The sequence below is a fragment of the Achromobacter pestifer genome, assembly GCF_902859625.1.
Classification (GTDB): domain Bacteria; phylum Pseudomonadota; class Gammaproteobacteria; order Burkholderiales; family Burkholderiaceae_B; genus Achromobacter; species Achromobacter pestifer.
Genome location: NZ_CADIJX010000003.1, coordinates 857,730 through 870,503, shown reverse-complemented (window position 1 = coordinate 870,503; position 12,774 = coordinate 857,730). Strand labels below are relative to the sequence as shown.

Genomic DNA, 12,774 nt, shown 5'->3' with positions numbered 1-12,774 from the left:
TGCCTGTAGCGTCACCTTGCGCCCGCTTTGCAATTCTTGACAGAGGGGAATCCCTAGGATTTGACGGCATGTTGATTGCTAAACCGGGAAAACAAGGGCTAGGATGTAGAAAAATATTCTTACAGACACGGGCACGGGCTTATTCGTTCGCACGGACTCTTGGGCAGACCGCGATGCCAAAATCGATCTTGCTGCGTTACCCGAAAGATCGGCTGGCCGCGTTGGCAAGCGCGAGCGCATTGCGCGCCATACGCGAAGGCCTGCTCTGGACCATGCCCTGCCTGCTGGTCACGGCCCTATTCCTGGTCTTGTCCGTCATCGCCCGCCAGTTTGGCCTGCCTGCCACTATCGTCGAACTGTTGACCAGTGTGCACGACAAGCTTGCGGGCATCATGCCGATCCTGGTGGGCACCTCCATCGGCTACATGCTGTCGTTCCGCCACCGCGTGCCGCATCTACCCACGGCATTCCTGTGCCTGTCATACGTGGTGATCGCCGAGGACTTGCTGGCGCCTTATCCCCAGGCAGCATCCACCCTGGTGCTCTTCATCGCCATCATCTCGCCATTGCTGACCGTGCCCTTGATGGCGTGGTTTTATCGCTGCCGCTGGACGCGGCTGGCGCCTGACGGGCTGATCAGCGAAAACGTCCGCGACACGCTGAACATGGTCGTGCCCGGCCTGCTGATCGCGGGCCTGGTCGTGGTGGCGCTATCCGCCGCATTGCGCATTCCTGGCGTGGCGCAATTCAACATCCCGCTGAGCCTGGCCTCGCTGGACAACCCTTTCACGTCAGGCGCGCTGATGGCGGGGCTGAATTCCCTGCTGTGGTTCTTCGGCATACACGGCTATCACGCGATGGCGCCGGTCATGAACGTCATGGATCAGGCGGCCGTCTTGAATTCCGTCAGCCAAACCGCGGGCTACGAAGGCATGTATGCGTTGAACAGCACCTTGCTGGGCGCCTTCGTCTTCATCGGCGGATCGGGTGCGACGCTATCGTTGGTGGCCGCCATCCTGCTGTTCTCGCGCAGCGATTCCCTGCGCGTGCTGGCGCTGGCGGCGCTTCCCGTGTCGCTCTTGAACGTGAACGAAATCCTGCTGTTCGGGCTGCCCTTGATCCTGAATCCGCGCCTGCTTATTCCCTTCGTCCTGGCGCCCGTGATCAATGTCACCATCGCGTTGGCCGTCGTGTATCTGGGCTGGTTGCCATCCGCCGCCACGGCATTGCCGCTGACCTCGCCGGTGCTGTTCAACGCCTATATCGCCGCCGACGGCCACCTGGGCGGAGTAGTGCTGCAAGTCGTGCTGGTGATGATCGGTACCTGCCTGTATGCCCCCTATGTCGTCGCGCTGGAGCGGCAACGCGCAGAAACCGCGACGGTCTATTTCAAGTCCCTGGACACGACCTTCCCTCGGTTGCAGGAAGAATCCCTGTTGTACGCGCACGATCCCGTCGTGCAGACCTACACCGACCGCGCACGCCGCATGACCGAGAACGCGCGCATCCGCGCGATCAGCCAATACGATTTCTACTTGGAATTCCAGCCGCAGGTGTCATTGCGCAGCGGCCTGTGTACCGGCTGCGAAGCGCTGCTGCGCGCCACCGGCCCGGAAGGCACGCAACAGGCCCCGCTGGAATTCCTGCGGTGGCTTGCGCAGGCCGATCTGATGCGCGAAGTGGACTTGTGGGTAGCCAGGCAGGCGGTGCTGCAATGCCTGCATTGGCGCAAACATGATTTCGTGCTGCCGATGACGATCAACGTCACGGCGGGCACGTTGACGTCCAGCGCCTATCTCGAAAAGTTGATCAAAGTGCTGTCGCAGGCCAGCGGACAGGTCTCGGTGGAACTGACGGAAGACGCGCTGGTGGAAGACGCCCAGGCCCTGCACGCCGCGTTTGACCGCTTGCACGAGATTGGCGCCCGGGTGTACATCGACGACTTTGGAACCGGCTATTCCGCGCTGAGCTACCTGCACCAATTCCAGATCGATGCCGTCAAGATCGACCGCAGCTTCGTCATCGCGCAAGACTCCGATCGTGGGGCCCTGGTCATGAGCGGGCTACTGCGCTTCTGCGAAGCGTTGAACCTGCAAATCATCGTGGAAGGCGTGGAAACCGACCAACAACTGACGACGCTGGAATCCCCCGCCGAGATCATCGTGCAGGGGTGGTACTACAGCAAGGCATTGTCGGGCGAGCACATCATGGACTTCACGCGCCGGCGGCAGGCGTCAGCGCCCGTGCCGGCACATCCCTGGGCCGCAACGTCTACTTGATGCCAATGAACGGCAGGGCCGCGCCCGGCACCTGCGTGGACGGCAGCACGCCATCCCACTTCTCGACCGCATTCAGGCTGACCAGATTGGTGTTGGCAGCCAGCGCCTCGGCCTTGGCACGGATCGACGCCGCTTCGGCGTCGCCGCGCATGCGGATGCCGTCGGCTTCGGCCGTGAACTGCTGACGGCGCGCATCGGCTTCAGCCTTGGCTTTCACCACCTGGATCTCGGCGTTGATCATCGCCGTTTCCTTCTGTTGGCGCGTCGTCTCGATCTGCACCTGGGCCAGCATGCGTTGCTCGATCGAGTGCTCATAGGCCTGCGAAAAACCGACCTCTTCGATCTGCACGCCCACCACTTGCACCGGAGCGCCTTCCATCGTCTTGAGCACGGCGTTGTTCACGTCCAGGCCCAGTTTCTGGCGCTCTTGAATGGCGCGCACGGCGGTGTACTGGCCAAACACATTCTTCACGGCGTCAGGCGTCTTGCGTTCCAGCACGCGCATTTGCAGGTTGGCGATCGTGCCGTACTCGGAATACAGCTCGGCGACGTGCTCGGGCGGCACGCGGTACGTGACGGACACGCGCAGATGCGCGGGCTGCTGGTCATAGCTGTAGGCTTCCAGCTTCTCGAACACGAAGGTGTGGTCGCGCACGGACACCGTCATCACGTTATCAATGAAAGGCGTTTTGAAATCCAGGCCCGGCTCGGACACGCGGACCAGCTTGCCGTTGCGCAGCACGACGCCGCGCTCGCCCTGATCCACCTGGAACCAAGAGCCGAATGCCAGGAACAGAATCAACAAGAACAGGATACCGGTGCCGAGGGCGACCTTTATGCTGCGCGGCTTGACCGCGCCGATCGTCTTGACCATCTGAATGTCTGTCGGCTTCACTTGGAATCCCTTTCTGATTTTGAACGTTTACGATCCGAGAGCACGGCCGCGATTCCACGAGCCAGCAAATAGGCGACCACCGCCGCCCCAACCAAGATCAGGAAATACCTCATCGAGCGCCCCCCCCGGGAATGAAGCATCGGATTCTATCCCGTGAAAGGGATGGAATTCTCATTCAAAACGCCGCCAATGTTGCCAGACATTGCTGAACGTTGCCAGCCATTCCGAAAGCGGTTTTTCAAGCCCCGTAATGCCGCAAACCCAGACGCGACAGTGAGTCCGGATAGTCCCAGAATGCGTGGTCCAGTTCCTCCATTTCCTGTTGCTCCGCCTGCGTCATCGCACCATAGATATCGTTCAGTGCGATGACTTCGGGTGCGTCCTCGAAACGGTCGATCAATCCGCGCATGCGCGACAGCACGGCCAGCATGTTCGATGCGCCGATCTTCTTCAGCGCCTGCAACGCCAGTTGGCAGGTCGGGTCGCCCCAATTGCAAAGGAATTGCATGAAGCCGCCATTGTTGATGTCCGCCTCCATGCGCCATAGCGCGACCAGATCCTGATCGGTTGGCGACAAGTCTTCAAGCCGCCACTGCGCCGCCTGCAATGCCGCCAATGACTGTTCGTAGCGTTGGTCCCAAAGCAGGTCATGCACGTTCAGCATGCCCTCGGCGGAGGGCGCAAGCAGCGCCGGCCACACCACGCCGTGGCCGTCGTCAACCAGTTGCCATTGCTCGCGCTCGGCGGCCGTTGCCTCTGCCAGCCGGATGTAGCGCTTGATGGGTTCGGACAGCGTGTGGCCGCTTGCCAACGTCAACAACAAATCCGTGTCGGTCAATTTGAGGGTCTGGATGCGGTAATCGGAAGACGACATGGGATAGCGGCTGTGCGAGTTCTGGAACGCACGAAAAATACCGGAATGCCTCTACGCTGTCGAGGCACGCGCATCAGGCCCCACGCCAGGCGGATTGGCGGATACGCACGCTTGCTCGCATCAAGCCGCAGACTGTTACGCCCGCCGCGCGAAGTGATCTGCTACCGTGGGCATTCGCACAGACGGAGACCTGACCATGGCGCGTCCTTCCGAATCCGCCCCGCTGATTGGCGTGATCCCGCCCTACGTGCTGGACCGCCTGGCGCAGCATGCCGACGCCCGCGTCAGCATGCCCGCCGTGAAGACCCTGATCATCGACCAGCAACAACGCGGCTTGCGCGAAATGGCGGAGCAGCCGCCGCGCGCCACGCTGGCCCCTTCCCGCCAAGCCGCTCCCGCCGGCACGCCGCAACGGGCCGTGCATGATGCCGACAACACCACTACGCTACCCGGCGCGCTGGCGCGGGCCGAAGGCCGGCCAGCCAGCGGCGACCCGGCAGTGGATGAAGCCTATGCGCATCTGGGCGCCACCTACAAGCTGTTCTGGGACATCTACAAGCGTCACTCCATCGATGGCCACGGCCTGCCGCTGATCGGCACCGTGCACTACGGTGAAGACTATGACAATGCCTTCTGGAACGGGGCACAGATGGTGTTCGGCGATGGCGACGGCGAGGTCTTCAACCGCTTCACCATCGCGGTGGACATCATCGGCCACGAACTTACCCACGGCGTCATCGATGCCGAAGCCGGCTTGCTCTACCAGGGACAATCCGGCGCGCTGAACGAATCGCTATGCGATGTCTTCGGCGTGCTGGTCAAGCAGTACGCGCTGGGCCAAACGGCCAAGCAAGCGGACTGGCTGGTGGGCGCGGGACTGTTCACCGAAAAGATCAGCGCCCGCGCGCTGCGCTCCATGGCCGAACCAGGCAGCGCCTACGATGACCCGCTGCTGGGCAAGGACCCGCAACCCGCGCACATGCGCGACTATGCCGACACGCCGCGCGACAACGGTGGCGTGCACATCAATTCCGGCATCCCCAATCGTGCCTTCTTCCTGGCGGCCACCACGCTGGACGGACCTGCCTGGAAAGGCGCGGGGCAAGTCTGGTATGACGCCTTGTGCGACAAGCGACTGCGCCACGATGCCGACTTCAAGACCTTTGCAGCCCTGACACTGACAGTGGCCACCGAGCGCCATCACGCGAACGTCCGGAAGGCCATTGCAGAGGCCTGGGCCGCCGTGGGAGTCCTGTCATGATCGAACTGCCGCCGTTGGACCTGGTGTTGCTGGTGCGCTTAAGCCGCGAGGGCGGGCTGGCCTACCTTCCCGCGCTGGCGCGACCCCGCAGCATCAATCTGGCAACTTGCCCCCCCGACGTGCGCGAGGAAGTCTGCGAGGCTCTGCAAGGCGCGGCCCCCTTGGCCGTGCCGGAATGTGGCCAATCCGGTGGCGACCAACGCTACTTTCACATCGAAATGGTGATGGACCGCGACGACCAGACGGCCGTCAGTTTCGACGTGCCCGAAGCCGATGCGCCCGACACGCTGGTGCGCCTATGGAAGGTCCACGCCAACCCCGCATGAACTGATCGGCGCTCAGCGCGTGGCTGGCGCGGTCGATGCCGGCCGCACGGCGTGGTCGCGAAATCCGCCAATCTGAATCGCACGTCCGGCATACAGGCCGATCACCGCCATCAACACGCACAGGGCGGCGCACACACCCAGCGCCACGCCCCAACCGCCCAGACGGTCATGCAGCGCCCCCACCAGCGCCGGGCCGCTCGCCGCGAACAAATAGCCCACGCATTGCGCCATGCCAGACAGCGCCGCCGCCTGCTGCGCGTGGCTGGCGCGCAGCCCCACGAACGCCAGTCCCAGGATGATGCCGCCTCCCGTGCCCAAGCCCAGCAGCACGATCCAGGCGGTCGCCCAGCCGGGGGCAATGACCAGGCCCAGGAATGCCACCAACGAGGCCGTCGCCGAGCAGAACGCGGCCCCGCGCTGATCCTTCAGCCGGCGCACCACCGGCGCCAGGAACAGCGCCGGGCCGGCGGACATCAGCTGAAGCAGCCCGTGCAGCGACCCTGCCTGTTCGGCCGAATAGCCCGCATCCCTCAGTATCTCGGGCAGCCAGCTCACGCCCACATAGAACACAAAGGAATTGATCCCCAGAAACAAGGTCACTTGCCAGGCCAGCGGTGAATGCCACAAGCGGCCGCCATGCGGCGCATGGGTGGTGCTGGCAGCGGGCGCGGTGTGATTGGCCAGCTGCGGCAACCACAGCAACAGGCTGACGACAGGCAATGCCAGCAGGCACAGCGTTGAAAACCGCCAGCCGCCCGTCGACAGGTTGGCCAGCGACAGGTTGGCCAGCGGTATAGCAATGGCGGAGGCCACGCCCGCCGCGATGCTCATGGTCAGCACATAGGCCGAGGTCAGCCCGGCCACGCGCTGCGGAAAATCGCGCTTGACCAAGCTGGGCAACAACACATTGCCGATCGCAATGCCCGAGCCGATGATGGCCGTGCCTGCATAGAGGCCCCAGGCCGCACCCTGGGTGCGTGCAACGATGCCGACGGTGATCAGCAACAGCGCACCGAACAACGTGCGCTCCAGCCCGAAACGCCGCGCCAGCCCCGCCGAGAATAGCGACACCACCGCAAACGCCAGCAGCGGCAAAGTAATCAACATGCCGGCCGCGGTCGAGGACAAACCCAGCTGTTCACGGATCATGCCGATCAGCGGTGCCACGCCTGTCACCGGCGCACGCAGCGCCATGGCTATGCAGAGAATGCCCACAAGGAGCAACACCGGACGCGCACCGGGACGGGAGGAAGCGGGAATTCTAGTCATGCCGCCAGCTTACGCAGACACTGCTTTACCGAATTTCGAGACAATGACAAACTATCCCTAAATTCTGCCAATCCGTATTTACCCGAAACCCTTGCTGCGTACGCCCATGCGTCTGCCCCACGATCCGCCCCTGCCTTTCGACACCGACTCCACGGAGCAACGGACGTTTGCCATGCACGTGGATGCGGCCGGCCAGGACAACGAGTCCCCCACCCACCATCACCACATGGGGCAACTGGTGCTGGCGCTGCGCGGCGGGGTCACCTGCTCGGTGCAGCAAGGGCTGTGGATGGTGCCGCCACAGTGCGCCGTGTGGATTCCTGGCGGCGTGCCGCACAGTAACCGCGTCACAGCGAACGGCCGCGTCTGCTTCCTGTTCGTTCCGGCCGACGTCCCCGGACTGCCCGCCCATTGCTGCACGCTGGCAATCACGCCACTGGTGCGCGAACTGCTCGTGCACCTGGCCAACTTGCCCCTGGAAGACGCCGCGACCGCCCCCAACCGTCAGTTGGCGGACGTGCTGGTCGAACAACTGACGCACATGCCCACCGAACACCTGCATCTGCCGATCTCGCAGCATCCGCGCCTGCGCCAGATCGCGGATGCGCTGAACGCGGATCCCGCCGACCGCAGCACGGTCTCGCAATGGGGCAAGCGCGTCGCCATGAGCGAGCGCACGCTGGCCCGGCTGGTGCAGCAGGAAGTGGGCATGAGCTTTGGCCGATGGCGCCAGCAATTGCACATCATCCTGGCCTTGCAGCGTCTGTCCGCGGGTGTCTCCGTGCAACGCACCGCCGAAGACCTGGGCTATGAATCGGTCAGCGCCTTCATCACCATGTTCAAGAAGACGCTGGGCAAGACGCCCGCCCGCTACTTCGCGGACAAATCGGACGCGCAGGCCCAGACCTAGCAGCGATGCCCGATACCGGCCGCGACCGCCGTGTCCCTGACGTCGCGGCGGAACGAAAAATTGTCGGCATGGGCAACGGCGGTCACCAGCGGTACGTCAGCGTCGCCATGACCGTGCGCGGGGCGCCGAAGTAGCAGCGCGTGTTGCTCAGGCAGACGCCGACGTAATCCTTGTCGAACAGGTTGTTCACGTTCAACGCCACGGAGGCATTGCGCCATTGGCCGCCGAACGTGCGCAGGTCGTAGCGCAACGCGGCATCCACCAGCGTGTAGGAGGCCAGTTCGATCGTGTTGGATGCATTGCCGTAGCGCTTGCCCACATATCGCACGCCGCCCCCCGCCCACAAGCCCGCCAGGGCATCGGTAAAGGCATAGTCCAGCCAGGCGGATGCTTGCTGGCGCGGCGTGATGCTGACCTGATTGCCCTCGTAGCCGTCATTGCTGCGCTTGTACTCGGCGTCGGTGTAGGTATAGGACGCCAGCACGCTCAGCTGGCGGCTGAGTTCCAGCTTGCCTTCCAGCTCCACGCCGCGCACCCGGGTTTCGGCGGACTGGACAATGAAGCCGGGGTTCACCGGATCCGTCGTGGCCATGTTCCGTTGCGCCACGTCGAACAGCGCAACGCCGACAAAGCTGTTGTGGCCGGCCGGTTCGTACTTCACGCCCACTTCATACTGCCTGCCGGTTGTCGGCTTGGCGGGCGAACTGGGATAGATCAGGCCCGATGTGGGCTGGAACGATTCGGCGTAGCTGGCGTAAGGCGTCACGCCGCTGTCGAACAGGTACGCCGCCCCCACCCGCGCCGTGAACGCATGGTCGGAACTGCGCGTATTGGTGTCAGACAGGCGATCCATCATGCTTTGACGAACGCGATCCCATCTTCCGCCCAGCGTATACGCCCAGCGGCCCAGCCGGATCTGGTCCTGTGCATAGACCCCGAAACGTTCCTGGTGCTGCAACGCATCGGTGACAGGCAGCTCAGGACGCTGGATCGTCTGCCCGTAGACCGGGTTGAACAGATCAATGGGCGGCGCGCATTCGGCCGTGCCGCAGATCCAGTTCAGGCTGTCATAACGTTGCCGCGCATATTCCACGCCGGTCAGCAGCGTGTGCGTCAACGGTCCCGTGGAAAAGCGCGAGGTCAGCGTCGTATCGACGTTGATGTCGTAGGACGTCTGGTCCGCGTCGAACAAGCGGCGGCGCAAGGTGCGGCGATCGGCCAGCAGGCCGTTGCCGGTGACCGTATCGAACTCCTGGTGCACGCGCGCATAGCGGGCGTTCTGCTGCAACGAGAACGTGTCGTTGAACGTGTGCTCCAGGCTATAGCCCACCGCGGTCTGGTCACGCAGATAGTGTTCGCGATCCGGCTCGCCCACATAGCGGTTGCGCGGCACGCTGCCGTTCGGGTTGTCGCGCAAGGTGCCATCGGCGGGCAGATACTGCGGCAGGAAGCCGATCTTGTCGTGCTGATACTGCGTCAGCAACGTCAGGCGTGTCGCCGCGCTGGGCTGCCAGGTCAGCGAAGGCGCCACGAACACGCGGTCGTTCTTCACATAGTCCACGGCGGTATTGCTGTCGCGCTGCAAGGCGATGACGCGATACAGCCATTCGTCCGTTTCGCCAATGGGACCCGTCAGGTCGATCGCGCCTTGGAAACGGTCCTGGTTGCCTGCCTGCAATTGCACTTCGCCCGCCCGTTCGGCGGCAGGCCGCTTGCTGACCATGCCGGTCAAGCCTCCAGGCCCGCTCTCCCCGTACAACACCGATGCCGGGCCACGCAGGACTTCCACGCGCTCCAGGCCAAAGGGTTCGCTTTGCCAAATGGCTCCGAGGCGCAACCCGTCCAGATAAGACGACGGTGAACTGAATCCGCGCAGCGAGATCCATTCAATCTGATTGTCCATGCCCAGCTGATCCACCGACACGCCCGGCGTGTATTGGATCGCCTCGGTAACCGTCTGCACGTTGCGGGCTTCCATTTCCTTGCGCGTCACGACGCTGACGGATTGCGGGTTCTCAAGAATCGACGTGTCGGTCTTGGTGCCGGTCGCGCTGCGCGAGGCCACCAGCCCCGCCACCGGTCCCCACGCATTTTCGCCCAGTCCGTTTCCCGTGACGGTCACCGTCTCCAGCGTCGCCGCCTCGTCGGCGGCGGGCCGCACGACGATCGCGCCATTCTGTTCTTGCGCCTTCAGGCGGGTGCCCGACAGCAGAGCCTGAACGGCCTGCATGACGGTCATGCGGCCAGACACCGGCCCCGCGGACTTGCCCGCCACCACGCTCGCGTCCACCAGAATGGGCGTGCCGGATTGCAGGGCCAGCGTGTTCAGGGATTGTGGCAAGGGCCCGGCGGGCAGACTCACGTCCACCGCCGCGCCTTGAGCAGCGGCGGCTACGCTGGCGGCGCTGATGGCCGCCGCGAACAGGCCGCGAATAAGGGAATGGCGCGTTGCGCGCCGCTGCGCACTGCGGGTATTGCGTTTGCTCATGGTCAATCCTAGGGAGGGTTCTGACCATGAAAACGAACGAGCGGCACGACACCGGACAATTATTTTCGGACGACGCGATCAATCCGCGTGCCGCCCTCCGCCAGCGCGGTGACGGACACGGGCAACACGTTGGGCAGCGCCGCCAGGAAGCGGCCGGGTTCGCGCGCGGGAAAGCTGCCCGTCACGCGCATTGCAAGCAGCGCCGGCGCGGGAGCCAACATGATCGGCTCGTCGCTCCATGCGTTCCACTGGGCTACCGCCTCGGCCAGCGGCGTGGCGTCAAACACCAACCAGCCCCGCCGCCACGCCTCGTGCGTTCCGGCAGGCACATCGCGCACGGGCTCCAGGCCGGCCGGGGTGGTACGCACCAGCTGGCCCGGCCGCAACAACACGCCGTCCCCGGAGCCGTCCTGCCCCCAAACGCGCACCAGCCCGCGTTCAACCTGTACGTGCATGACGCCAGCCCGGGCGCTGACGCTGAACGCCGTGCCCACTACCTTGACCGTTCCCCAGGGAGTGCGCGCCACGAACGGCCGCCCGGGTTCGGCGCGCACGTCCAGATACACCTGCCCTTGCGACAGATAGAGTTCGCGCGTGTCGCGGTAATAGGCAACGCGCGCTCGTGTGCCCGCATCCACCTCGACGACCGTGCCATCCGGCAACCCCAGCGAACGGACTTCGCGCCGGGCGGTCTGGATGCCCAAGCGGTATAGCGGTTGCGGGTCTTGCCAACGCAGCAGCGCCCCCAGCCCCAATGCCATCCCGCCGCCGGCAAAGGCGCGCAACATGGCCCGCCGGTGTGGCAATGCCGCTTGCGGCTTGGGTAGAAACGCCCGCAGCGCGTCGTTGACGGCGCCATCGGCAGCCCAAAGCCGCTCGGCGCGAGTCCAGGCGGCCCGATGCCGCGCGTCCTGCGCCAACCAGACGGCCACGTGCGCGCGCGCCTTGTCCGCCGTGGCGGCGTCGCCCCCCGTCATGCGGGTGAGATAAGTCAGTGCCCGTTCAATCATCACGGGCGTGGGTTCGTGCAAGCGGTCAGGATGCGGCACGACGCCCCCCGTCCTGCCATGCGGCGCAATCGAGCACCGCGCGCACCACGTGCTTTTCCACTGCCGCGATGCTCAGGCCCAGATGCTGGGCGGTTTCGGCATGGGTATGACCATAGACACGGACCATCAAAAAGACGTCGCGACGCTTCCTGGGCATGACGGCCAGACGCGCCAGCAAGCGCTCCGCTTCCTGCTGGGCGCTGACGACGCGATCCGTGCCGGGCGCCATCGCGGGCGACACCACGGCCAGGGTGTCCAGCATGGCTTGTTCAGCGCGCTTGCGACGCGCCTCGTCGATGATCAGGTTCTTGCCCACCCGATATAGCAACGCCCTCGGCTCTGCGAGCATTCCCGCCCGAAGCTCCATGCCCAGCACACGGGCGTAGCTTTCCTGAACCACATCCGACGCATTGTGGCGGCAGCGCAAGGCGCGCGTGAAAAAGCCGATCAGCTCTTGGTAATAACGTTCAAGCACGGGACGGCTCGGTCGGGGCGTGCGCAAGGCACAGGCTAATTATTAATGGTTCGCATTATCACACAACCAGGCCGCCCCGCCCGCCAATCCGCCAAAGACCCAGGCCTAGGCCTGCTTCGGCCCCGCCACGATGAACAAGCGCGGGAACGGCAACAGCACGGTGCCGTCGGCCAACGCGGGATAGGCTTCCGCGATCAGCGCCTGGTAGCGCGCCAGAAAGCTCGCCTGCTCGGCGGCGTCCAGCTTGTCCAGATAAGGCCGTAGCGCCGTGCCCTTGAACCATTCGACCACGGCGGCGGCCCCCGCCAACGGATGGTGATACGTCGTGCGCCACACATCCAGCACGCCGCAATGCGGCTTCAGCAGTTCGTAATACCACGCAGCGCTGTGCCGCGGCGGATGCTTCACCCCGCCCGTCTTTGCCGCCCAGGGCGCTTCACCCGCCACCTGCCGCGCCAGGCGATGGGCGGGTTCTTCCATGTTGTCGGGCGTTTGGACCGCCAGGCTGCCGCCCGGAGCCAGCTTGCCGACCAGGCGGGGATACAGCGTGGCGTGGTCCGGCACCCACTGCAAGGCGGCATTCGCCAGGATCACGTCGTATTGCTGCGGCGGATTCCAGGTGGCGATGTCGGCCAGATCGAATTGCAGCGACGGCAAGCGCTTGCGGGCAGCCAGGACCATGTCTTCCGAACTGTCCATCCCGGTGACGGCTGCATCGGGGTACCGGCCGGCCAGCACCTCGGTGGAATTGCCGGGACCGCAGCCCAGGTCAACGGCCAGGCCGACGGTCTGATTGGGCAAGGCGGCAACCAGATCGCGCACCGGACGGGTGCGTTCGTTTTCAAAAGCGGAATACTGCTTGGCGGACCAACTGTTGTTGCTCATGACGGCTCCTTGCCTGATGTCTGCGTACGGTTGGACTCTACGCTTGCCGATTCCATATTTCAA

General features: G+C 64.4%; 11 protein-coding genes. 4 read left to right on the top strand and 7 right to left on the bottom strand.

The window, feature by feature from the left end:
* Positions 1–173 precede the first annotated feature (173 nt).
* Positions 174–2,279 carry a PTS sugar transporter subunit IIC/EAL domain-containing protein gene (locus HV753_RS15540; protein WP_175175370.1) on the top strand — a complete coding sequence of 702 codons (2,106 nt, stop codon included), beginning with the start codon at positions 174–176 and terminating at the stop codon, positions 2,277–2,279.
* Here HV753_RS15540 and HV753_RS15535 read toward each other — a convergent pair.
* Both HV753_RS15535 and HV753_RS15530 read right to left on the bottom strand, forming a co-directional pair.
* The gene (locus HV753_RS15535) at positions 2,272–3,153 is read right to left on the bottom strand and encodes a prohibitin family protein (RefSeq protein ID WP_175175465.1); all 882 of its coding nucleotides are present in this window, start codon (positions 3,151–3,153) and stop codon (positions 2,272–2,274) included. The two genes, HV753_RS15540 and HV753_RS15535, sit on opposite strands and share 8 nt — an antisense overlap.
* 259 nt (positions 3,154–3,412) lie before the next feature.
* Positions 3,413–4,048, bottom strand: a complete 636-nt coding sequence (locus HV753_RS15530) for a DMP19 family protein (RefSeq protein ID WP_175175369.1) — start codon at positions 4,046–4,048, stop codon at positions 3,413–3,415.
* A 196-nt stretch (positions 4,049–4,244) separates the two neighbouring features.
* Between HV753_RS15530 and HV753_RS15525 the strand changes: the two genes are divergently transcribed.
* Positions 4,245–5,309 carry a M4 family metallopeptidase gene (locus HV753_RS15525; RefSeq protein ID WP_175175368.1) on the top strand — a complete coding sequence of 355 codons (1,065 nt, stop codon included), beginning with the start codon at positions 4,245–4,247 and terminating at the stop codon, positions 5,307–5,309.
* Positions 5,306–5,635, top strand: a complete 330-nt coding sequence (locus HV753_RS15520; protein WP_175175367.1) for a protealysin inhibitor emfourin — start codon at positions 5,306–5,308, stop codon at positions 5,633–5,635. The genes HV753_RS15525 and HV753_RS15520 overlap by 4 nt, the downstream gene beginning before the upstream one ends.
* A gap of 12 nt (positions 5,636–5,647) precedes the next feature.
* On the opposite strand, the gene HV753_RS15515 is transcribed toward HV753_RS15520, so the two are convergent.
* Positions 5,648–6,904, bottom strand: a complete 1,257-nt coding sequence (locus HV753_RS15515; protein ID WP_175175366.1) for an MFS transporter — start codon at positions 6,902–6,904, stop codon at positions 5,648–5,650.
* A 106-nt stretch (positions 6,905–7,010) separates the two neighbouring features.
* On the opposite strand from HV753_RS15515, the gene HV753_RS15510 reads away from it, so the two are divergent.
* On the top strand, positions 7,011–7,814 hold the full coding sequence (locus HV753_RS15510; protein ID WP_175175365.1) for an AraC family transcriptional regulator: 804 nt from the start codon (positions 7,011–7,013) through the stop codon (positions 7,812–7,814).
* 82 nt (positions 7,815–7,896) lie between these two features.
* Here the strand turns inward: HV753_RS15510 and HV753_RS15505 are convergent, their stop codons facing one another.
* The 4 genes from HV753_RS15505 to tam form a co-directional block, all read right to left on the bottom strand.
* Positions 7,897–10,302 (bottom strand): TonB-dependent siderophore receptor, encoded by a 2,406-nt coding sequence (locus tag HV753_RS15505; protein WP_175175364.1) that lies wholly within the window; start codon positions 10,300–10,302, stop codon positions 7,897–7,899.
* A 59-nt stretch (positions 10,303–10,361) separates the two neighbouring features.
* Complete coding sequence (locus tag HV753_RS15500) at positions 10,362–11,351, bottom strand: FecR family protein (RefSeq protein ID WP_175175363.1); 990 nt, start codon at positions 11,349–11,351, stop codon at positions 10,362–10,364.
* Positions 11,338–11,826 carry a sigma-70 family RNA polymerase sigma factor gene (locus tag HV753_RS15495; RefSeq protein WP_175175362.1) on the bottom strand — a complete coding sequence of 163 codons (489 nt, stop codon included), beginning with the start codon at positions 11,824–11,826 and terminating at the stop codon, positions 11,338–11,340. Before HV753_RS15495 ends, HV753_RS15500 begins: the two co-directional genes overlap by 14 nt.
* A 105-nt stretch (positions 11,827–11,931) precedes the next feature.
* A complete protein-coding gene (gene tam, locus HV753_RS15490) occupies positions 11,932–12,711 on the bottom strand; it encodes a trans-aconitate 2-methyltransferase (protein WP_175175361.1) in 780 nt (259 codons plus the stop codon).
* Positions 12,712–12,774: the final 63 nt, after the last annotated feature.

Coding starts and splice junctions, on each gene's coding strand:
- tam (WP_175175361.1), bottom strand. CDS start 12,711: ATGAGCAACAACAGTTGGTCCGCCAAGCAGTATTCCGCTTTTGAAAAC.
- HV753_RS15540 (WP_175175370.1), top strand. CDS start 174: ATGCCAAAATCGATCTTGCTGCGTTACCCGAAAGATCGGCTGGCCGCG.
- HV753_RS15515 (WP_175175366.1), bottom strand. CDS start 6,904: ATGACTAGAATTCCCGCTTCCTCCCGTCCCGGTGCGCGTCCGGTGTTG.
- HV753_RS15530 (WP_175175369.1), bottom strand. CDS start 4,048: ATGTCGTCTTCCGATTACCGCATCCAGACCCTCAAATTGACCGACACG.
- HV753_RS15510 (WP_175175365.1), top strand. CDS start 7,011: ATGCGTCTGCCCCACGATCCGCCCCTGCCTTTCGACACCGACTCCACG.
- HV753_RS15535 (WP_175175465.1), bottom strand. CDS start 3,153: ATGGTCAAGACGATCGGCGCGGTCAAGCCGCGCAGCATAAAGGTCGCC.
- HV753_RS15520 (WP_175175367.1), top strand. CDS start 5,306: ATGATCGAACTGCCGCCGTTGGACCTGGTGTTGCTGGTGCGCTTAAGC.
- HV753_RS15525 (WP_175175368.1), top strand. CDS start 4,245: ATGGCGCGTCCTTCCGAATCCGCCCCGCTGATTGGCGTGATCCCGCCC.
- HV753_RS15505 (WP_175175364.1), bottom strand. CDS start 10,302: ATGAGCAAACGCAATACCCGCAGTGCGCAGCGGCGCGCAACGCGCCAT.